17 protein-coding genes and 1 tRNA gene are annotated in these 23,316 nt (G+C 35.6%); 7 read left to right on the forward strand and 11 right to left on the reverse strand.

Going from position 1 to position 23,316, the window contains the following annotated elements; all coding sequences use genetic code 11:
• The first annotated feature begins 442 nt into the window (after nucleotides 1-442).
• The gene (locus tag AC07XN_RS13965; RefSeq protein ID WP_309923244.1) at nucleotides 443-802 is read left to right on the forward strand and encodes a hypothetical protein; all 360 of its coding nucleotides are present in this window, start codon (nucleotides 443-445) and stop codon (nucleotides 800-802) included.
• 79 nt (nucleotides 803-881) lie between these two features.
• A complete protein-coding gene (locus AC07XN_RS13970; RefSeq protein ID WP_494743526.1) occupies nucleotides 882-4,136 on the forward strand; it encodes a TonB-dependent receptor in 3,255 nt (1,084 codons plus the stop codon).
• Between the two features lie 318 nt (nucleotides 4,137-4,454).
• Here AC07XN_RS13970 and AC07XN_RS13975 read toward each other — a convergent pair whose 3' ends face one another.
• From AC07XN_RS13975 to AC07XN_RS14020, 10 genes are all read right to left on the reverse strand, one after another.
• A complete protein-coding gene (locus AC07XN_RS13975; RefSeq protein WP_494743527.1) occupies nucleotides 4,455-4,631 on the reverse strand; it encodes a hypothetical protein in 177 nt (58 codons plus the stop codon).
• Between the two features lie 602 nt (nucleotides 4,632-5,233).
• Complete coding sequence (locus tag AC07XN_RS13980) at nucleotides 5,234-5,932, reverse strand: hypothetical protein (protein ID WP_323252570.1); 699 nt, start codon at nucleotides 5,930-5,932, stop codon at nucleotides 5,234-5,236.
• Nucleotides 5,933-6,246: 314 nt separating this feature from the next.
• A complete protein-coding gene (locus AC07XN_RS13985; protein WP_494743528.1) occupies nucleotides 6,247-6,852 on the reverse strand; it encodes a hypothetical protein in 606 nt (201 codons plus the stop codon).
• A gap of 336 nt (nucleotides 6,853-7,188) precedes the next feature.
• A complete protein-coding gene (locus tag AC07XN_RS13990) occupies nucleotides 7,189-7,365 on the reverse strand; it encodes a hypothetical protein (protein ID WP_494743527.1) in 177 nt (58 codons plus the stop codon).
• Nucleotides 7,366-7,809: 444 nt separating this feature from the next.
• A complete protein-coding gene (locus tag AC07XN_RS13995) occupies nucleotides 7,810-9,282 on the reverse strand; it encodes a M28 family metallopeptidase (protein ID WP_494743529.1) in 1,473 nt (490 codons plus the stop codon).
• Nucleotides 9,283-9,444: 162 nt separating this feature from the next.
• Nucleotides 9,445-10,338 carry an EamA/RhaT family transporter gene (locus AC07XN_RS14000; protein ID WP_494743530.1) on the reverse strand — a complete coding sequence of 298 codons (894 nt, stop codon included), beginning with the start codon at nucleotides 10,336-10,338 and terminating at the stop codon, nucleotides 9,445-9,447.
• Nucleotides 10,339-10,839: 501 nt separating this feature from the next.
• The gene (gene hemH / locus AC07XN_RS14005; RefSeq protein ID WP_494743531.1) at nucleotides 10,840-11,904 is read right to left on the reverse strand and encodes a ferrochelatase; all 1,065 of its coding nucleotides are present in this window, start codon (nucleotides 11,902-11,904) and stop codon (nucleotides 10,840-10,842) included.
• Between the two features lie 139 nt (nucleotides 11,905-12,043).
• Nucleotides 12,044-13,180 carry a DUF4249 domain-containing protein gene (locus AC07XN_RS14010; protein ID WP_309923258.1) on the reverse strand — a complete coding sequence of 379 codons (1,137 nt, stop codon included), beginning with the start codon at nucleotides 13,178-13,180 and terminating at the stop codon, nucleotides 12,044-12,046.
• A gap of 45 nt (nucleotides 13,181-13,225) precedes the next feature.
• Entirely contained in the window at nucleotides 13,226-15,652 is a 2,427-nt protein-coding gene (locus AC07XN_RS14015) for a TonB-dependent receptor (RefSeq protein WP_494743532.1), read from the reverse strand.
• 225 nt (nucleotides 15,653-15,877) lie between these two features.
• Entirely contained in the window at nucleotides 15,878-16,060 is a 183-nt protein-coding gene (locus tag AC07XN_RS14020; protein WP_494743533.1) for a hypothetical protein, read from the reverse strand.
• Nucleotides 16,061-16,610: 550 nt separating this feature from the next.
• Here AC07XN_RS14020 and atpA point away from each other — a divergent pair.
• Both atpA and atpG read left to right on the forward strand, forming a co-directional pair.
• Complete coding sequence (gene atpA / locus AC07XN_RS14025; protein WP_309923263.1) at nucleotides 16,611-18,188, forward strand: F0F1 ATP synthase subunit alpha; 1,578 nt, start codon at nucleotides 16,611-16,613, stop codon at nucleotides 18,186-18,188.
• Between the two features lie 102 nt (nucleotides 18,189-18,290).
• Nucleotides 18,291-19,175 carry an ATP synthase F1 subunit gamma gene (atpG, locus tag AC07XN_RS14030; RefSeq protein WP_309923265.1) on the forward strand — a complete coding sequence of 295 codons (885 nt, stop codon included), beginning with the start codon at nucleotides 18,291-18,293 and terminating at the stop codon, nucleotides 19,173-19,175.
• A gap of 53 nt (nucleotides 19,176-19,228) precedes the next feature.
• Here the strand turns inward: atpG and AC07XN_RS14035 are convergent, their stop codons facing one another.
• Nucleotides 19,229-20,143, reverse strand: coding sequence for an Rpn family recombination-promoting nuclease/putative transposase (locus tag AC07XN_RS14035; RefSeq protein WP_494743534.1), 915 nt, complete (start codon nucleotides 20,141-20,143; stop codon nucleotides 19,229-19,231).
• 247 nt (nucleotides 20,144-20,390) lie between these two features.
• On the opposite strand from AC07XN_RS14035, the gene AC07XN_RS14040 reads away from it, so the two are divergent.
• From AC07XN_RS14040 to AC07XN_RS14050, 3 genes are all read left to right on the forward strand, one after another.
• The gene (locus AC07XN_RS14040) at nucleotides 20,391-21,227 is read left to right on the forward strand and encodes a DUF2911 domain-containing protein (RefSeq protein WP_309923270.1); all 837 of its coding nucleotides are present in this window, start codon (nucleotides 20,391-20,393) and stop codon (nucleotides 21,225-21,227) included.
• A gap of 527 nt (nucleotides 21,228-21,754) precedes the next feature.
• Nucleotides 21,755-23,017 carry a GTPase HflX gene (hflX, locus tag AC07XN_RS14045; protein ID WP_494743535.1) on the forward strand — a complete coding sequence of 421 codons (1,263 nt, stop codon included), beginning with the start codon at nucleotides 21,755-21,757 and terminating at the stop codon, nucleotides 23,015-23,017.
• 100 nt (nucleotides 23,018-23,117) lie between these two features.
• Nucleotides 23,118-23,189, forward strand: a tRNA-Arg gene (locus tag AC07XN_RS14050).
• Nucleotides 23,190-23,316: the final 127 nt, after the last annotated feature.

The raw sequence follows: 23,316 nt of genomic DNA on the forward strand, positions 1-23,316 counted from the left end.
GTTTTATATAGTTTTATTATACTAGCATTGCTTCTACAGTGCTTTGGTAGTTGCTCCTGCAGTGCTGTGGCATTTTTTACCAAAGCACTGCAGAAGCAACTACCAAAGCAAAGTTACTCCTTTTTAGCGCTCATTTCTCTTTACTTCCTTTTCCATTCATTGACAAACGAACTTCACTAATCTGTTTCTTTTTGACAGGAAAAATGTAGCCTTTTTTTGGGGGAAAACTGAACCTTATTTACATAACGATTATGTTATACGTTGATGCAATTTTTGTTACTTTCAGCGGGGCAGAATGTTTTGGATACTGTGTACTACACATTATAGTCATAGAATGACCATGCACTTTTGAAGAACGCTGTTAAGTTAATTTCAATTTAACATTAATTTAACATTCAGAGAACGACCTCTTAATATTGGTTGCCTAGTTTTGTGCATCAATATGAAAAACATAAAATACATATTACTCTTTATTGCATGTCTTAGTTTTTTCAAAGTTTCTAAAAGCTATGTAAAAACTGATTCTGTGGTGTCTGTACATTTAAACGAGCATCACAAAGGTAGTAAGTGCATTTCGGAAAAGGTATCAAATCAAGTACTTGAAATTGATACTGACAAAGAAGTTGATGATGAGTCACAAGAGGATGAATCAACAAAAGAAATTGAACAACTATACATTGTTGATGGTTTTAGCCTCCATAAAATCACTAACACACCAATTTCTAATTTATCCCACTATTCCACTATTCAATTTCGTAATACTGTTAGTTTATTTATACTTCTATTGCAGATTCTAATTTAGATTTTCCTCATTTCCTTACAAATTCCTTTTGCATATTTTACAATATGCAGCCGTTAATTATTTCATAAAATTCAAACTCATGAAAAAGTTTACTACTTTTCAACAGTCATTCAGACTGCTCAGCATTATTGCTATGCTCTTTTCTGGAGTACAGATTTTTGCTCAAATTACTACTTCTTCTATCTCAGGAAGAGTAAAAGACAAAACAGGTGCAGAGATTCCTGGAGCAACAGTAATTGCTACTTTCTTGCCAACTGGAGCTAAATATGGTGTTACATCAAGTACTGATGGGCATTATGCCATCGGTAACATGAACCCAGGTGGCCCTTATAAAGTAGTAGTTACTTTTGTAGGATATAGCCCTAAAGTATTAGAAGGCTTGATGTTAAACCTTGGCTCTACTTCAAACATCGACTTTGTTATCCAAGAAGAAACTACCACGCTAAGCGAAGTAGTAGTGAAAGGAGAAAAAGGCGGTACAAAGCTGGGTGCTGGTATCAATTTGGGCGAAGCTCAGATTAAATCATTACCTACTTTAAGCAGAAGTATCACCGACATGACCCGTCTTACTCCGCAAAGTTCAAACAATTCGTTTGCGGGTACAAACTTCCGTTATAACAACGTGACGATAGATGGTACAATCAACAACGACGCCATTGGCTTTAGCCCATCTTTAGGCGGACAGGGAGGCTCATCAGGAATGCCGGGAAGTAGTACACGTACCAACCCTATTTCACTAGATGCTATTCAGGATATTCAAGTGTATATTGCTCCTTACGATGTAAAAATCGGGAACTTTACAGGTGGTTCTATCAACGCCGTAACACGTAGCGGTACAAACGACGTATCTGGTTCGGTATATGGGTTTGGAAGAAATGCAAGCATCACTGGTCCAAACAATGCAGGCGATGGTGCTAAAATACCAAGTAGCTACCACGACTATCAAACGGGTTTCAGAGTAGGCTTGCCACTTATCAAAAACAAATTATTCTTCTTTACTAACGAAGAAATTACGCGTCGCCAAGAGCCCCTTTTCTATGGTGCAGGTTATACAGATGCTACTGGAAAGCAATTATCATTGATTGATGCAGCGACTGCTCAGAAAATTACAGACTTTGTAAAAACTAATTACGGGTTTGATGTAGGTGAAGCCAACAACTACAATATTTATTCAAACAGTAATAAATTCTTTAACCGTTTAGACTGGAACATCTCTGATAAACATCAATTATCTATCCGTAATAACTACATTACTTCTGAAGCTACCAACCTTGAGCGTGACGCTGCCAACTTCCGTTTTGCAAGCATGGACTTCAAGCAAATCAACAACCAAAGTTCAACAGTAGCGGAATTGAAAAGTAGATTTGGTAATGAGTCTAACAGCTTGATAGTAGGTTATTCTGATATTCACGATTACAGACAACCACTAAGTGGTAACGTTTCGATGCCTCAGACGGAGATTTCATACAATGGTGGAACTATCTTCTTTGGTAACGACCGTGAGGCTACCGTGTTCAACATGAAACAAAAAACATTTGAATTCACGGATAACTTTACATGGTTCAAAGGAAAACATACTTTCTTAGTAGGTACACACAACGAAATTTATAACATCAATTACGGTTTTGTAAACTCGTGGAATGGTAGAATTGCTTACAGAACATTAGATGAATTCTTTGCTGGAAAAGTAAACCGTGTACGTGGTTCATACAACTTCACTAACAACGACCGCGACTATAACTTCGATAATCCTTATGCCAAATTTAGCGTAGGTATGTATAGTGTATACGCACAAGATGAAATTCAAGTAACGGATAAATTAAAAGTATCGCCAGGTATTCGTTTTGACTTAGCTTCTACAGATTCACCATCAATCAGTGCTGGTACTAAATCAACTCCAATTGATCCAAATGCTGGTACAACGTATACTGCTATGCCATTGGCTAAGATTGACAACAAAATCTTCGGACAAGTGTTGGTATCACCAAGAATTGGGTTTAACTATGATGTAAACGGTGATAAATCGGTAGTATTAAGAGGAGGTACTGGTATTTTCACTGGTAAAATTCCATTTGCTTGGTTAGGTTATGCTTTCTATAACGATGGTGTTGGATACGGTTCGTTTGATGTGAACAACCTTGCGACTAAAGCAGGTGTAAAAGGGGATGTTTTGAAAGACGGTGCTAAAACTTTTGCTTTCAATAACGGACAAGGAAATCAAACGCAAGTAGATGCTGTAAGCAATAACTTTAAAATGCCACAGGTTTGGAGAAGTAGCTTCGCTGTTGACTATACTAAAAATGGCTATAAATTAACATTAGAGGGTATCTATACAAAGGTTATCAACGACTTGAAATTTCAACAAGTTAACTTGAAAGACTCTGTTAAGTATTTCAGTTATGATACACAGCAACAAATGCCTATTTATTTATCAGGTGGCGCTACTGGTCAGAAAATCAATACTGGTTTCTCTAACGCCTATATGTTGTCTAACACTTCGCAAGGATATAGATATAGTTTAACAGCACAACTTGCTAAAACATATCCTTTTGGCTTGAATTTCTCGGTAGCCTATACGTACGGACAGTCGAAAGATATTACCAATGGTATACGTAACTCGATGGAATCTAACTGGCAGTTGAATCAATCGTTAACGCCGAACGACCCTAAATTAAGTTATTCAAACTTTGATATTAGAAATAGAATTGTAGCCTCTATTGGTTACAGAAAACAATGGAATCCTCGTCATGCTACTACCGTATCAGGTGTAATCATTGCTCAGTCGGGTAACCCATTCACATGGGGATTTGTTAACTCAACGCTTGCTAACACGCCACAGGCTGCTGGTTTAGCTTATGTGTTCAAAGATGCTGCTGAGGCTACAAAATACATGGTTGACTACAAAGATGCAAACGGTAATACAGTAACGGCCGCTCAACAAGGACAACAATTTATGGACTTTGTAAATAGCAACGATTACCTAAGCACAAGAAAAGGAGATTTTACAGAACGTAACGGTGGTCGTACGCCTTGGAACACAACGGCAGACATCAGATTAATGCATGATATTGCATTGAATGTAGGTTCGAAAGTACATACTATTCAGATTTCATTAGATATTATCAACTTCACAAACTTATTGAATAGCGAATGGGGTAGAGTTTATTTTGTATCAAATACATTCAACTCGACAGCAAGTCTTGGTTTAGTACGTAAGAATTCAGGAACATCTGCTGACCCTACGTATAACTTTATTCAACCAAGTACGCCATATTCAATTGACCAATTGGCATCAAGATACCAAGCTCAATTTGGATTAAGATATAGTTTCTAAGAATTTGAATTTAAAACATCATATTGGTATTGTGGAAAGTTCGAAGTGCTTCACTTCGAACTTTTTTTTTGGTTGCAATCACTCTTCTAAATTATTTATTTCTAGCGAGGGACTTAAGTCCCTCGCTAGGAATAAATCCAGCTCTTCGAGATGTTCAGAAGTGCATCTCGAAGTATAGATAAAAAGGATGTTAATCCAAAAAAAATCAACATATCGACCTCTTTGCATTCTTCTAATAAATAGCTCGGACAATCATAGATTGTCTTTTATCTGTACCACGAAGTCAGAGACTTCGAGGAGCAACGGTAAAGTATGACACTACGGACAAATTGAGATTTTAATCAAATCATAAATTTCAGTAATTCCATTCTCGGGTTCAGTACAGATTTTTAGCCTTTTCCCGTATTCTGAACACATTATTCTATTTGGTGTATATCCTATATTTTTCCCATCCATCTCAAATACAACTGTACTTATTTCCAAATAATATTTCATACCTTTTTTTATATTTTGACCACCGCTTGAATATCTATATACAATTTTGAAAATCTCATCTATATTATTTTTCACATGAATGATGCTAATCGTCTTGTACTTTTTTATTTTATGAATATAAAAAGTATCTGATTTAGTTATATTCGTTATTCTACTTTGACAATAAATATTGCATGATATAAGTATCATAATAAGGGGAAATAACTTTCTCATCGGATTCTTGGTAAGTTTATCAATATAAAATCCATCCTTTTTATCCAAAAAGTCAACATATCGACCTCGTTACCTCGTTGTTTCCTCCTAAAAATAGCTCGGACAATCATAGATTGTCATTTATCTATACCTCGAAGTCTATGACTTCGAGGAGCAAGGGTTGCTGTCGCACTGGTTGTTGGTGAAAAAAACACCAACAACGGCAAAAAACGAAAAAAAGACTTTATACAGCAACTATTCAGAGTTTAAGCATCCTATTTATTATTTTATAGGATTAATATTCTTGTTATCGGTGCTTCTAGATATCCTTTGGAACATCTAGAAGAGCGGGCATAAATCCTTTAATCGAATGTCATTCAATAAATAATTACATAAGATTAATTTCCTTTTTATCTGGACTTCGAGACATCCTTGGTAACATCTCGAAGAGCAGGATTATTTTTATAGAGCGTAATTTTATTATTCTTATCATTTAAATAATAAATCTTATTCCTTTTAAGGTTAATAATAATATCGTTAAAAGCTCTATAGGAAAAATATGAATCTTCTACATCTATATGAAATTTAATAAAGTTTGATTGCACATTAAAAGGATAAAAAGTGGCTGATTTAAGTGGTTTTAAAGAATAGCGATATGAATCCGTATAATTGACTTTAAATATGTATAGTTGAATACTTTGAATAGGCAATTTTTCTTGGATTACTGAAAGAGAATCACATCGTTTTGTGGTATATAGCTTATCATTCAAGTAGATAGTACACTCGCAATCTTCTGCTTTAATTTTATTAAACCTGAAATCAAAAAACATCTCATTAATAACCTCTTTTGTTGTGGTATATTTCTCAGTTTCTAACTTTAGCAAATTCCCTTTCAAAAAGCTATTTAATACTATTTCTTTTTTATTCTTTTGATACCATTTTCCATTTGAATATTCATATTCATGTAATCTATAATAATTGTATCTAAATGTTGAGTCATCATTAAATGTAAATGCATACACCTTATTTTTAGAAATGTATTCTCTGTAAAAGCGTTCTTCTGTACAACTAAACATGAGAATACTTGAAAGCATAATTATTATTTTCATAAGTTAACAACTATTTATTATCACTATCATCAAACGCTTTAATCATTATTTCTCTGTTATAGCCTGCACCCATAATATTTCTCTGTTATAGCCTGCACCCATAATGCGTTGCAAATATATAAAATCCCCAATAGCTCCATTCTTGCTCTTCGAGATGTTCCGAAGGACATCTCGAAGAGCGGATAAAAAGGATGTTAATCCAAAAAGTCAACATATCGCCCTCGTTGCATTCTTCTAATAAATAGCTCGGAAAATCATAGATTGTCTTTTATCTGTACCACGAAGTCAGAGACTTCGAGGAGCAACGGACTGGATTAATCATATAATCTAAAATCAATTAGTAATTTTTCTTGGTCTCTCCATTTTACCCAGCCATAGGTCTTAAAATTTTCTATAGATTCAATATCTTGAACCTCTACCTTCAGCCAATCTCCAACTATTTTTTTTCCATATATAGCATAAGTGTCGTAATCAATATACAATACTTTCTTAGATTTTTCAGTGGGCAAAACTCTCACTGGGTTTTTCTTTTTATCAACTATGATAGAATTATATTCATACTTAAGAATAAAGTTTGTCCAACTGTAATATTTTAAACTTTTTTCTGATTTACTAATAAATTTTGATTGCCCATTTCCTATAGAAACTTGATACCTATCTTTATCTTCACGAATTACTTCGATTAAAAAAATATCATTTGGAATATCTATTGCGTAAGGATTAAACGTTTCGGGTACTTTAGGATTAATATCTCCTAACAAAGAAAGTTCTAAATAAATACTATTATCGCTATTCAAAATGGTTAATGTGTTATCCTTACCTAAGTCAGAATTATTACATAAAAGCCCAGTACTCGAATAGCAGTTAAAGATTCCCCAAAATGGGCTAATACACAATAGAATAAATTTTATTACTTTCATCAGTCTTTTGTTTATTTTGATATTTTTTTTGTACTAATTGTCACAGGTGGTAAACCATAACTCGCTCTTCGAGATGTTCCGAAGGGCATCTCGAAGTATAGATAAAAAGGATGTTAATCCAAAAAGTCAACATATCGAACTCGTTGCATTCATCTAATCAGCTCTTCGAGATGTTCCGAAGGGCATCTCGAAGTATAGATAAAAAGGATGTTAATCCAAAAAAGCAACATATCGACTTCGTTGCATTCTTCTAATAAATAGCTCGGACAATCATAGATTGTCTTTTATCTGTACCACGAAGTCAGAGACTTCGAGGAGCAACGGTAAAGTATGACACTACGGACAAATTGAGATTTTAATCAAATCATAAATTTCAGTAATTCCATTCTCGGGTTCAGTACAGATTTTTAGCCTTTTCCCGTATTCTGAACACATTATTCTATTTGGTGTATATCCTATATTTTTCCCATCCATCTCAAATACAACTGTACTTATTTCCAAATAATATTTCATACCTTTTTTTATATTTTGACCACCGCTTGAATATCTATATACAATTTTGAAAATCTCATCTATATTATTTTTCGCATGAATGATGCTAATCGTCTTGTACTTTTTTATTTTATGAATATAAAAAGTATCTGATTTAGTTATATTCGTTATTCTACTTTGACAATAAATATTGCATGATATAAGTATCATAATAAGGGGAAATAACTTTCTCATCGGATTCTTGGTAAGTTTATCAATATAAAATCCATCCTTTTTATCCAAAAAAGCAACATATCGACCTCGTTACCTCGTTGTTTTCTCCTAAAAATAGCTCGGACAATCATAGATTGTCGTTTATCTGTACTACGAAGTCAGAGACTTCGAGGAGCAACGATGCTTTCTATTAGTGGGCGACTTAAGTCGCCCACTAATAGAAAGATTGCTTTGTAAACCAAAGCTCAAATTTTATCTCTCTAATTTAAACCCTTTATCAGTGGCTGGTCTGTTGATTGCATTGGCTACCTTCCACCCTGTTCTGTACATCCAATCAGCCATTTTTTTAAGCTTCGGATAGTTGATGCTTTCGGCATTATCTTGTGGTGTATGATAGTCAGGATGCAAAAGACTGGTGTACATGATAGCAGGAATGCCTAGTCTTGCATAGGGTAGATGGTCACTCCTAAAATACCAACCTTCTATGTGCGTTACGTCGTCCCAAGTATCATCTAATTTAAATTTAGGGCCTTCATTATTGGCATCAAGTGTCATCGTTACCAAATCAAGGGAGTTTCTGTGAGGAGGTTTTACGCCTAAAATGGCGGCACTATCAATGGTATTTCTACCAATCATATCTCCATTCAATACCGCTACAATGTTTTTGATAGGAACAGTAGGATGTGAAGAAAAATACCTCGACCCTAATAAACCCCTTTCTTCCGCCCCATGAATCACAAAAATCACAGAACGCTTGGCAGGCTTTTTAATAAATGCTCTGGCATTGGCAAGCATCGCTACATCTACACTACCATTATCATCAGCACCATAATAAATAGAATCATTTTTAATTTCATTTCTAATACCATGTGCATCGGTATGTCCACTATATAACAGATACTCTGCTTTTAACTTCGCGTCTGTTCCATCTATTTTGCCAACTACATTGACAGAGGGATAGGGATATTTAGACACTATCAGGTTGGCTTTAATCGTAGCAGTATTTTGTTGAAATAATGCTTTCGCACTGGCATGGAACCACAAAACAGGCACGGTAGTCGTAACATTTTCATTGACACCACCGTCTATGTCATAGGTACCTCTTTTAAAGTTTTCAGCGGCATCTTCCCAAGCATTTTCAGCTACATCATCGGCAATAAAAATGATGGCAACTGCTCCTTTTTTTATCAAAGGCAAGCCATACTTCGTGAAAATATATCGATTGTATCGCCAAGTTGGTAACGATACATTCAAATTAATGCCCTTTGCATTGGCCTCAATGGCTATCACTTTGCCTTTTACATCCACTTTACTAGTATCAATGTCAAGGGCATTTCCTAAATATACAATAGGTGCATTTAACGAAATATTAGCCATCTGTGCCACAGCAACATCTTTCCAAAGCGAAAAGGCTGTATTATTAATCACGACACTAGCATTATCTGCTATATGATTTCGCCATAAGGTAAAATACTGAAAGTAGGTACCATCATCCCCTGCTGGTTTTAGTCCAATAGCCCTGTATTGATCAGCCAACCACATAGAAGCCTTTAATTCATCTAATGTTCCAGCAGAACGACCATTAAAATGAGCATCTGCAAAGGCATATAAATCTTTTTTCAAATCCTGTATTGTTATGGCATTCAACGCAGGAGGATTATTCAGTTGTGCCAACACTGTGTTTGTCACAAGCAGGAACAAGAATAGTAAATTACTTTTTTTCATTTTCTATTTATGGCTAAGTTTTGTTAAGTAATCATTAAAATTTAAGCATCGTTTTTATTTATCTCAAACAACTGATAACTAGCAATTTGAAAAACTACCGAGACAGGGGGCTATTCACCAATCACTGTTTACTAATCACTACTTAATGAATTTTGAATTGGCTTAAAACAAACTCTGATACGAAATCAATCCAATGGCGATGACCGCCAACAGTAACCCGATTTTATTGAGCAAAGTAAATTTCTCTTGAAAGAAAATAAAAGCGACCAAGGCCGAACCTACAATGACACCGATATTATAGATGGGTAATACAAAAGCGCCATTGTTCTGATAAGCATCAAGGGCTTTTAGTAGATAATAAAATGATAGAAAATTCGGAATACCTAAGGGAATGGCGGCCAATAAACTTTTGAATGCTAGCTTCTCTTTTCCTTGTATCATCCTGATAATCAAGACAATTCCCCCAATCAACACAGAACCAACTAAGATTGTTAACGTAAAAGGAATAGTAGTACCTGCGGCAGTAACGTATTTGGCATTGAGGTAATTAAAGGTGGTATTGGTAATGCCGTACATGGTAAATACTGCAATCGGCAATAACCAATCGGCCGTTTGTTGCTTGTTTTGATTGCCCCCTTCATCCTTTTTAAAGGTGCTCAACGCTACGGCTATGACGGCTAGTACTAATCCCAGATAATTAAAGGCATCAAAACTGATACTCGTTTTCAGAATTACTAAGCTAAAAATCACGGGTACTACCAACGACATATTGTTTGCTAACGAAGTAGTAGCCATCCCGATTCGTTGAGTAGAGATACCCGAAAGCATAAAGGTAATCACAAAACCAACGCCTAATAACATGGCTAAAATGGTGGAGGTTTCGGATAAATCTAAGTTAAGGTGTTGGTTTTCTGGCAAAAACAATAGCCCTGTAAGGATACAAACTGGATAATTGAAAATAATGGTTTGAAAAGTATTGATGCCAAAACGTGGATGCAAACGGAAATTAATCAATAATAAAACCGAGAAGATTATACTGAGTAGTAAATGTATCATAGCTGATGATGATTAAATATTTTGGGATTTATTATACCGTTTAGGTTTGAAAACAGGTAATTACCCAAATGTAAGAATATCCCTTCAAAAGCTTAAACAAATATTCCCGAATTTAATTGAGCTGTAAGTGATGAGTTGTGAGCCTTGAGCTATGAGAGGGGCAATGTTATTTTTCTCTTAGGGTGCGACTTAAGTCCTTTCAACTACCCACAAGTATATAATTAACTGATAATCAAAACTCTTATCCCTAGCGAGGGACTTAAGTCCCTCGCTAGGGATAAGAGTTTTTTTAAGCCCTTGTTGGTGAACTTAGCCCTTGTTGGTGTTAGTTCACCAACAAGACTAGCGTCAGCAACACTCCAACCCAATAGTTAGTTTTGTTAAAATTGCTGTAGCTGCATTGCTGTCGCACGAGTTGTTGGTGAAGGCGCTGACAACGGCGAAACAAGGGAGGAAGAATGAAAAAAGCTCATCACTCAAAGCTCAAAGCTTACAGCTCTATCACGCTTTCTTAATCAAATCTTCCAATAAATCCACCCACATCGGTGAGTTATTTAGGCTCTCTACCAATTGCCAATGTTGCCCGCCAAATTCTTCAAACATTTCACGGTATTCTTCTCCTATTTCTATCGTAGTCTCTAAACAGTCGGCAACAAATGCAGGCGAGAATACCAAGATATTCTTTTTGCCTTGTTTGGCTAATTCTTTAATTACAACATCTGTATAAGGTTGTACCCAAGGATCACTACCTAGTCTCGACTGAAAAGTAGTAGTATAAGTACCCTCTTCCAAGCCCAATTCTTTTACTAACAACCTAGTGGTTTCATGGCATTGTGCCCGATAGCAATATTGATTCATCGAATGTATAGTATCACAACATGAGCCAAACTTGCAGGTTTCACCCGTACAGTCGCCTTTACGGATTTGGCGTTGTGGTAAACCATGATAACTAAACATAAAATAGTCGTATTCGTGTTTAGCCATATAATTTTTAGCCGCCGTAGCAAAATATTCTATAAACTTAGGATGGTCGTAAAAAGTATTGACAAAGCTTATTTCAGGAATAATTTGCCATTCTTTTACGATACGCATTGTTTTTTCGTAAACCGACCCTGTACTTGCTGATGCATATTGTGGAAAGAACGGAACAACGATAATCTTTTTATAGCCCGATTTCTTAAAGACTTCTAAGCCAGCATCCATGCTTGGGCTTTGATAACGCATTGCCAATTTCACATCATAATCATCGCCCAATTGTGCTTGAAGCATCTTTTCGATGTCTTCGCCATAAAACTTTAAAGGCGAACCTCTATCTGTCCAAAGTTCTTTATATACCTTAGCCGACTTGGGTGCTCTGAATGGTGCAATGATAAGGTTAACTAGCATCCATCTAAAAGCATAAGGAATATCGATTACTCGCCCATCCATCAAAAATTCGCGTAAATACTTACGGACATCTGGTGTATTTGGCGAATCGGGCGTACCCAAATTAACGATTAATACTCCTGTTTTAAGCTTAGTTGTCAAGGACTTATCAGACAACGTGTGTGGTTCTTGTACTTGCATTTTTATAAATTAAGTTTCTCGTATTTACGTAACTATTCGCTCAAGAGATTGTTTAAAGACAACTTCTATAATACAAATTTGTTCGATTTTAATATTTCTACCGCTCATTTATGAATATATTTTTCGAGAAACTTACTAATTAATTTTTCCAACCTTCTGGTTTAAATGGTGTTCTGTACAAACCATCGTTACACTGAACGTACTCTTTACAATTGGAAGAAGCTGGAGGGCAAGCGAAAACATCTCCAACAATTTTTACAGTAACAGGGGCTTCTCCTGCTGGTACTCCTACAGAACGGTCTATATAAAATATCTTTTTTCGAGTTGAGTGTACATCAAAAATACCCAGTATTTTTTCACTGGTATTGGTCGTTGATTTGATATTATAACTAAATCTTGTTTCAGCAGGGACATCAAACAGTGTACCATTATTTTGTGTTTGGGCTGCCAGACTTTGATAATAGTTATAGGCATTTTTAGTAATAGAACGTTGTTCAAACTGAAGATAATATGGTGTAATATCATCATAAGGTATTCTTGCTACCCGTCTGCCCGTAATTCTCTGTCCGTTTAGATATGAATCTGAAAATACATTCAAATCAGTTGAAAATGATATATTCCAACAATCTCCATCACATTTATAATTCAAAATTACGTCTGTTGGTATTTTAGGGAAAACACACATATTCTTGGTGAAATCATAATAGCCATTCGGACAAGTCTCGCAAATGAAAGCACGTTCATAATGTTTCCAATACCATTGATAATTATCGCCTGTAGTAGAAAAATCCTGAAAATCTACATAGATATTAAAACCTCCACGACGAGGGTCTCCTTTGGCATAATTATCTTGTAGGTCGAATCTAGTAATCACATTTTCTATTTCTGGAACGGGTCTCATCGTTTCTGCGGTAGAAACATACTTTTTACCATCTAATGTTTCGATAGTTAGGGTATAAGTTCCTCCCACGCGTCCAGCATATTTATCGGAAGTTTGGTAATAACCTGTAGATTTAGGGTCTGTCAGGTTTTCAACAACACCTTTTTCATCTGTTAAATAAACTTTGGCTTTTAATATTGGCAAAAAATATCCTCCCGAAATTTTATCTGAAGACATATATAAATGCACTTTATGTGGGCCGGGTTGGTCTGTTAAGTTAGCTTCTATGGTGAAGAAGCTTTTTGAGGATACTTGTACAAAGTCTGTAATTGGTGTAATACACGAGGCTACCAGTATACAGAAAAGTAGGGAAAATATTGGAAATTTAGTTTTCATGATAATATATTTCAATCTTTCTAAACGAAAGCAATACAAGTCTTTTTATAAAAATTTAAAATTATAAGTCAATGAAATCAATGGGTTAGCGAAAACGCTTAACTCATAAGGTTTCAAAGCAACACCAGCAGGTTTGAAGAATACCGAATAGGCATTTTTTCTTCCATAAAGATTATACACCGTAAAAGTCCAGCTTCCTTCCCAGCGTTTTTCTTTCATACTTGGATTGGTGATAGTCCAAGAGAAATCTAGGCGATGATAATCAGATATTCTATCATTGTTTCTGGCTTCGTAAACAGGGTATCTTTTATTATCCAACTGAAAAAACCCTGATGGAGACGAAAACGGACGACCTGTATTATAGGCAAATGTAAAAGAGAAACTATGGTGTACTGTTGGTTGGACATTCATCATAATATTCAAACTATGAGGCTTATCATAATTTGAAGCATACCAATTTCCATCAGAAATTTGTTGGAGTTGAGGGTAATCGCCTCTTACTTGTTGCAAAGAACGTGCGAAAGTATAACTCACCCAACCATTCAACTCACCTCTTTTTTTCGTTAACATCAATTCTAACCCATAGGATTTGCCCTTGCCTGAAATGAGTTGTGTTTCGATGGCTTGACTCAATTGTAGATTTGCTCCCGAGATATAATCCACTACATTCTGTGTTGAACGATAATATCCCTCTGCTGAAAACTCCCACACATTATCTTTATAGGTCTTGAATACGCCTAAAGATACAAAATCACTCACCTGAGGTTTAATATATTCGTCTGCTGTTTTCCAACGTGCCGTAGGCAGTGGCGTGGTATTATTAGATAACAATTGAATGAATTGCTGCATTCTATTATAGCCTATTTTCAAGGTACTGTTTTCGCCCAAAGAGTACTTTATTGCTAAACGAGGCTCAAACCCACCATAAGATTTCTCTACAGCACCACTTGATACAATTTCTTCTCCGATTTGAGAGGAGGCTGTTCTTGGCTCTCCATCTAAATATTTTCGAGTAGTCGTTGGGCCTAAGCTTAAATATTGTGCATACCTAATGCCCGCTTGTATCGTCAACTTTTCATTGGCTTTGTATTCATCATCCACAAACAACCCTAACTCTAACGATTGTTCCCTTGGTAATAAAACGCTCGAAATCCTCGATTTTACATTTTCATTCAATTTACCTGGTGAAATCTGGTAATAGATTCCGCTAGCACCGAAATTGATTTTGTGTTTTTCATCTGGGTTATAATCAAAATTTACCTTGATGTTTTTATAATCAATACTGTTGTACAAATCTATTCTATTGACACTATCAGGTGCATACGTTCTAGTTTTATAATTACTCACTACTCCTACTACATCTAAACTAAATTTCGTATTAAAATAGTGGCTCCAACGAGCAGAAAAATTCAAATGTCCATAGTCAAACTGAGTTTGTTTTGCCACTACATTTTCTAAACTAAATAAGGAATCTACTTGATAGAAATCTTTACTCATATACGTAGAGAGCGAAATGGTATTGTTTTTATTCGGTCTGAAATATACTTTAGTCGCTACATCATAAAAATTAGCTCGCGTATTTCTCATATTATCTGGCCCAATCCATTTAAACAAAAAATCATTGAAGGACACTCTTCCTGCAACTACAACCGATAATTTTTCTTTGATAATCGGTACCTCAACCATCGCTCGGTTAGATACCAACCCGATTCCGCCCGAAAGTTTAAATTTCTCTAAGCTAGGGTCTGTCATTTTAATGTCTAACACGGAGGCCGTCCGACCACCAAAGCGAGATGGAATACTTCCTTTGTAAAGTTCTAATTCGCGAATAGCATCAGAAGCAAACACTGAAAATAACCCAAAAAGGTGGGTTGGATTAAAAATAGGGGCCTCATCTATATAAATTAAGTTTTGGTCAACATTTCCTCCACGTACATTTATCCCATTTGAGCCTTCACCTACTGACGACACACCCGGTAAGGTTTGTAACGAACGGATAATATCTACCTCACCCATCATCGCTGGCAACTTCTTAATACCTTTAATACTCAGCAAAGTAACCCCCAAAGAAGGCGTCTGTATGCTTTTGCGAGTAGCCTGACTAGAAACAATTACTTCTTCAAGTGTCTTCGAGACATCCTCTAAAGTAACATCCAACTTAGTATCAGCCTTTAAGGTTAGTTTTGTACGATAAGGTTTATACCCCACATGACTAACTTTAATGACATATTCGCCTGGGGGTAAATACAGTTGGTAATTACCCAACGAATCGGTGATTACACCTGATTTTTTGAAATCCAAAAAAATCGTTGCACCAACAATTGATTCACCTGTGTTAGAATCTTTTACTTTCCCTGACAATAAAGGCAATTTAAATTCTGTATTTTGTGCAAATGACTGTGTAGTAAACGAAATGGAAATACAGCAAAAAAATAAGCTTTTGAGGATTAATGCTCGTAAAGTTAGTTTCATAGTTTATTTTTATAGTTGATGCCAGTCATCAAGACAAACTGGTTTTACAAAGAACGGAATTTTAATAGAAATCTATAGCATGATTTATCTCCTTATTATTACATATTATATCAAATACTGACAACGTGCTGAAATTTCAAGACAGAATACTAAAAAAAAGCGTCGAAACAAAGTCCTGCCCGACTTGCTCCGACGCTTTTTGCATCTAAAAAACTATTAAAACTACTAATGTTTCTGTGGCATTATCGCAATGGCATCAATACCAAGCCCTTGTGCGATTCTCTTTTCCAAACCAATGTCTGATCTGAACCAAGGGCATACTTGCAAATCGGTAATTTTATCTTCCATTGGGTAGTAATCCCTGACATCGCACCAATGATATTTTAACAGTTCTCGCCTTGGCATCATCAATCATCAAACGCTACAAATTACTCGGTTGCGTATAATGGTCGCTCTCTCCTTAGGCATTTCTATCATCTCAAAAGCAGTAGTTAATTTCATCGTTGTTTCAGACATGATAGTAAGCTATTTATAGGTGAAGATTATTATTTGATGTCACAAACTTAGAATTTTTAAATACATAAATCAAATCGATAAATTTTATTAACAAATAGAAAATAACTATACATCATCTTAGTTTTAAGCCTAAAAAAGGATTTTTTGAAGATAAAAGCTCAAAAAGTGGCAGATTTGCTAACATGGAAGAATAATGAATCCCAAAAAAGTATAACATTTAAGCATGAAATGTTCAGCATTTCATGGAATTGTGAAATTTGTTCCCTAATTTTGCACCTGAAAAATAAGTAATTTATTAATTAAAGAATTCAGCGAGCAACGATAGAGTATTTATTAATATTGTAAGTCTTTAATAAATAATCTCTAATTGATATTTAACTAATTCTTATCTAGTAGATTAAGTACTATTCCAAATTCAAAATCACAAAACAAACTTATTATAATGGCATCAGTCAGACCAGATGAAGTATCAGCCATTTTGAGAGAACAACTCTCAGGAGCAAAATCAGAGGCTGAACTTCAAGAAGTAGGTACCGTATTACAAATCGGTGATGGTGTAGCCCGTATTTACGGACTATCGAAAGTACAGGCGGGTGAATTACTCGTTTTTGATAACGGCTTAAAAGCTCTAGCTTTGAACCTTGAAGAAGATAACGTTGGAGCGGTATTATTAGGGGATTCGTCTGAAATCAAAGAAGGAGATACTGTAAAACGTACTGACGAAATCGCATCTGTTAAAGTTGGCGACGGTATCTGCGGTCGTGTTGTAAATACACTTGGCGAGCCTGTTGATGGTAATGGACCAATCACAGGTGATTTGTACGATATGCCTTTGGAACGTAAAGCTCCGGGTGTAATCTTCCGTCAGCCTGTAACTGAGCCCCTTCAAACAGGTATCAAAGCAATCGATGCGATGATTCCAGTAGGTCGTGGACAACGTGAATTGGTTATCGGTGACCGTCAGACAGGTAAAACTACTGTTTGTATCGACACTATCATTAACCAAAAAGAATATTATGAAGCTGGAAACCCTGTTTACTGTATTTATGTAGCTTGTGGTCAGAAAGCCTCTACTATCAAACAAATCGAACAAACACTTCGCAAAGCTGGTGCGATGGACTATACTGTAATTGTAGCTGCGGGTGCTTCAGACCCTGCTCCGATGCAATTCTTTGCTCCATTTACAGGTGCTGCGATTGGTGAATTCTTCCGTGATACAGGTCGTCCAGCATTGATCATCTATGATGATTTATCTAAACAAGCTGTTTCTTACCGTGAAGTTTCATTATTACTTCGTCGTCCTCCAGGACGTGAAGCTTACCCAGGTGACGTATTCTATCTTCACAGTCGTTTATTAGAGCGTGCTGCTAAGATTAACTCATCTGACGAGATTGCTCGTAGCATGAACGATTTACCTGAATCTATCAAGCATTTGGTAAAAGGTGGTGGTTCATTAACAGCACTTCCAATCATCGAAACACAAGCGGGTGACGTTTCAGCATATATTCCTACAAACGTAATCTCAATTACGGATGGACAGATTTTCTTGGAATCAAACCTTTTCAATGCGGGTATTCGTCCAGCTATCAACGTAGGTATCTCGGTATCACGTGTGGGTGGTAATGCTCAAATCAAGTCGATGAAAAAGGTAGCTGGTACTTTAAAGCTTGACCAAGCACAATTCCGTGAATTGGAAGCATTTGCTAAATTTGGTTCTGACTTAGATGCTGCTACGAAATTGACTATCGAACGTGGTCGTCGTAACCTTGAAATGTTGAAGCAGCCAAACGGTGCTCCACAAAGAGTTGAAGAGCAAATCGCGATGATTTTCCTTTCAACAAAAGGTCTTCTTGACACAGTAGCGGTAAGCAAAGTTCGTGAATTTGAAAAAGATTTCATTAACGTAATGAACGCTACGCAAAAATCAACAATGGATGCTTTGAAAGCAGGTAAATTTGATGATTCTTTGACAGATGTCTTGACAAGAGTATCTAAAGAAGTAGCGCCGAAATATGCGTAAAAAATAATTTTCAATTTTGAATGATAGAATGATAGTGATTTTACAAAGTAGATTAATTCACTATCATTCATTCATTCTATCATTCATTTATTAGAAAAGATAATGGCTTCATTAAAAGAAGTAAGAAACAGAATAGTCTCGGTAAACTCTACTCAGCAGATTACCAAAGCCATGAAAATGGTGTCGGCAGCAAAACTTCGCCGTGCGACAGACGCTATCATCCAGATGCGTCCTTATTCAAAGAAATTGACTGAAATGATTGCTACAGTTTCTGCTAATGCAGAAGGAGCAAAAGAAAATCCATACACTATCGTTCGTGCTATCAACAAAGTATTAATCATTGTTGTTACTTCAGACCGTGGTTTGTGTGGTGCTTTCAATGCCAACGTTGGTAAAGCAGCTGTTAGCTTAATCAGCGAAAAATATGCAGCCCAACAAGCCGCTGGGAATGTTGAAATTTTGGCACTTGGCAAAAAAGGTGGTGAATACCTTTCGCGTCGTGGATATAATGTAAACAGTGATTATATTGATATCTTTACAAAATTAAGTTTTACAAACGTTCGTACTGCAGCAGAAGCAGCGATGAAAGGTTTTGAAGAAGGGAAATACGATGTTGTTGAATTGGTGTATAACGAATTCAAAAACGTAGCGACTCAGATTTTAAAGACAGAACAAGTATTACCAATCGTTGAGCAAAAAGACGACAAAGTGAAGGCTTCTTCTGTGGATTATATCTTTGAACCTTCTGAAGAAGAAATCATCAATGAATTAATTCCTAAGGCGTTGAAGTTACAAATCTACAAAGCCGTTCTTGAATCAAATGCTTCTGAGCATGGTGCTAGAATGACAGCGATGGATAAAGCAACCGATAATGCTGGTGAATTATTGAAAGAATTGAAATTACAATATAACCGTTCTCGTCAGGCAGCTATTACGAACGAAATCCTTGAGATTGTTGGTGGTGCAGAGGCTTTGGCAGCGGCATAAAATACGATATTTCATCAAAAAACTCATTCTCAAAAGGAATGAGTTTTTTTTGGCTATTGCTGAAATAAATTTTCTCTTAAATGATTAATTTCCTCCTCAGAAAGACCAGTAGCTTGAATAATTGTTTCGATTGAAATTCCTAATGAAAGCATATTTCGGGCTACTTCTAACTTTCCTTTGTATATACCCTCTTTCTCACCTTCCAACTTCCCCTTCAATATTCCCTCTATCTCTCCTTCTTCTCTGGCAGTATCCAATGAGTTTTTTAAATCTCTGTAATACTTCAAGCTATCTTCATAAGATAATACCTGTTCTTGAGTAAACTTGGCTATTTCTGCGGTTTCAAATACTTTTTCAAAAATTTGTTCTCGTAAACTATCAGGGACTCTATCTAGTTTATTTAGGTTGCTAATTACATAAAGCCATTTATCGAACCTAGTTTCTAATTCATCTATTGTTTTCTTGAATTTTGGCATTTCTAAGTAGATGAAAGTCAGCTTGTCATAGAATACTTTATTAGTTTCTATGTCTTTTAACTTTACATCATACCTAAATTTATTAGGTTCATTTTTATCTGCATCGAAAACAAAATCAAGAATCGCAATGGTGTAAACAGCCTTTAATTCATAATTCCAATCTGCTCGTTTGGCTTGTTCACGTATCGGAAAAGTTGAATAATAAACTGTTCTATCTTTAAAGAAGTTTTGTTTCGATTTTTGTAACTCAACAATAAACTTCTCTCCACGTTCATTCTCACAGTACAAATCAAAGATTGCTTTCCTATCTGATTCTGTCAGACCAAGATGTTCTGTTTTTAGATAGGTCAGCTCAGTAATTTGTCCTTGCTCTTCTTTTAATAATTCGTTCAGAAAATCCAATAGCAAGTCTTTGTTCAACTCTTCGCCAAACAACTTCTTGAAACCATAATCGGTAAAAGGATTAATATATTTCTCTACAAATTCTGCCATTTGTGTGTAATTTTAAACAAATATACATCATTTGGAAAATTGATAGGTTAAATTTTATTAGTTAAAAATCTATCAGGCAAAAACTCCATAAAATGTATATTCCATCAAAAAATTATCGTAGGTGAAATATTTTCACCCACCAATTTTTACTGTTTATCTAAAATTTATATAGATTAACAAAACCTAAAGAATTGTTAATGTAACTATCCTTAACTTTGTAGAATATACTTAAACAAATATTCTTCTCATGAAAAACTTTATTGTTTCAATTCTTGCAATTTTTACCTTAAATACTTCATTAAATGCTCAGGTAATTAAAACACCTGCACCAAGTCCTACACAGACTATCAAACAAGATTTTGCTTTATCTTCTATCGAAGTAGTGTATTCAAGACCAAATATCAGAGGCAGAGTAGTTTTTGGCGACTTAGCTCCTTTCGGTAAACTATGGAGAACAGGTGCGAATGCTGCTACCAGAGTAACTTTTGGCGAGGATGTTAAAGTAGGTGGTGTAGCTTTAAAAGCTGGTACGTATGTGTTATATACTATTCCTAACAAAGATGAGTGGGAAGTGATTTTCAATAAAGGCTTGAACAACTGGGGTATTGATGGCTACAAAGCCGAAGAAGATGTTGCAAAATTCAAAGTAAAACCGACAACCTTAGCAAATTCTGTTGAAACGTTTACGATTGAGATTGCTAACCTAACAGCTTCGTCAGCAGATATTGAAATCAGTTGGGAAAAAACAGCTATTGCTATTCCAGTGACTGCTGATATTGATGGCAAAATCACCAAAGCTATTGAAACAGCATTGGCAGTTGATAGTCGTCCGTACTTTCAGGCAGCTAGCTATTATTTTGAAACAGGGAAAGATTTAAACAAAGCATTGGCTTGGGCAGATAAAGCCGTTGAGCAAACTCCTAAAGCATTCTGGATTATGCACTTAAAGGCTAAGATTCAAGCAAAGCTTGGAAATAAAGCTGTAGCGATTGAAACAGCCAAAAAATCAATAGAACTTGCTAAAGAAGCCAATAATATGGATTATGTAGCGTTAAATGAGAAGTTAATTGCTTCAATGAAGTAATATCATTGACTTCTTTTTTTGAACCTGTAAGAGTATTTAACGCTTACAGGTTTTTTTATGCATAATAAGATAGAAATCAGAAAAATAATTATACCTTTGCACCACTAACTTTAAAACGATTCTTTCAGTATCATTACTAACATGAAGCTAAGACAAATTTTCTGCTAAAATCCTCTCTCGGCTCTGCAAAATCCAGTCTTCATGGATATTGCCCTCCGAAAGGGCAGTAATTTCAACATCAACCATTTCTGTTTAAACTTGTTTTTAATTTCTGTAAGATAAAACCAATTGCGTATCTTTAAAAATACTCAATCTGTTTAATCGTCGGCTTTTAGCTAGCCAGTAATTAGGACGAATGGAAACAATATTAACGAAAACAACAATGTCAATATAAGATAACACGCGCAAAATTGTACATGTATTCTTTCAACAACAGGATTTAGAATAATCATATTGAAAGGTAATCATGTAAAGGCCTGATGATTTTAGGCTATTTATAAAATTCCAATATTGAACATCAAGATATTATGCATACTACCGAAGAAGTAAAAGAGACAGCCGTTTTAGTGGCTGTACAAACACAAAAACAAACAGCAGAACAAACAAAAGAATACCTAGACGAATTAGCTTTCTTGGCAGATACGTCACAAATCAATACACTTTATACTTTTACTCAAAAATTAGAAAAACCTGATACACGTACTTATGTGGGGAAAGGTAAGATGCAGGATATTATCGCTTATGTAGTGGATAATGATGTAGACATGGTAATTTTTGATGATGACCTTTCGCCTGTTCAAATCAGAAATATTGAAACTGAATTTGCGAAATTTCAGCATGAAGTAAAGATTCTTGACCGTAGTTTATTGATTCTAAACATCTTTGCGATGCGTGCCAAAACAGTTCAGGCAAAGACGCAGGTGGAACTGGCACAGCAACAGTATATTTTGCCACGATTGACAAGGATGTGGACTCACCTTTCTAAACAACGAGGTGGTGTGGGGATGCGTGGTCCGGGTGAAAAAGAATTGGAAACTGACCGTCGTATTGCTAACGATAGAATCGTTTTCTTGAAAGAAAAACTCAAGCAAATTGATAAGCAAGCATTTACGCAACGAAAAAACAGAGACAGAATGGTGCGTGTTTCCTTAGTGGGTTATACCAACGTTGGTAAATCTACTTTGATGCGTCGCTTAGCCAAAGCAGAAGTATTTGCGGAAAACAAACTTTTTGCTACAGTGGATGCTACCGTTAGAAAAGTGACTTTTGATACCATTCCTTTTTTACTTTCAGATACAGTAGGGTTTATCAGAAAACTGCCTACGATGTTGATTGAATCATTTAAATCTACTTTGGATGAAGTAAGAGAAGCGGATATTTTATTACACGTTGTAGATATTTCTCATCCAAATTATGAGGAGCACATCGAGGTTGTCAATTCAACGTTAACTGAAATTGGTGCAGCCGACAAGCCCACGATTCTTGTTTTTAATAAGATAGATTTATTCTCGTCGGAAGAAGTAGTTATCAATGATTGGGAGATTGGGTCTGGGAATGAACCTGAAAATCAACAAAGCAGGATCGAAAAAGTGACGGCTTTCTTGAAAAATTCGTACATGAATAACCCTCAACCTCAAACGGTTTTTATTTCAGCTGAACAAAAAGAAAATATAGAAGAGCTAAGAGAAACCATTGTAAAAGCAGTGAAAGAAAAGCACATCCTTATTTTCCCAAATTGGCTAAATGAAGTTCATTATTCAACTGAAGAACAGGAAGAGGAAGAAGAATAACTAGTGAATATTCTTCGCTTGCCTTGATTATTAAAGAGTTTTTAGAGAAATTTGCAGTTATTGAGATTACAAGAGAATTTTTCCTTGTAATCTCAACAAAGGCGCCATAGTTCAACGGATAGAATAGACGTTTCCTAAACGTTCGATGCGGGTTCGATTCCCACTGGGGCCACAAAATAGGTTTTTAAAATACCAAGTAGGACATTTTTCTTGGTTCTAACGAAACATGAGTCATCCCGAATTTTGTGGATGGCTTGCCCAATAAAAACCTCCTTGTTTATTTTGTGAATTACGACAAA

This window comes from Arcicella sp. GW458-12-2-14-TSB2, assembly GCF_059423785.1.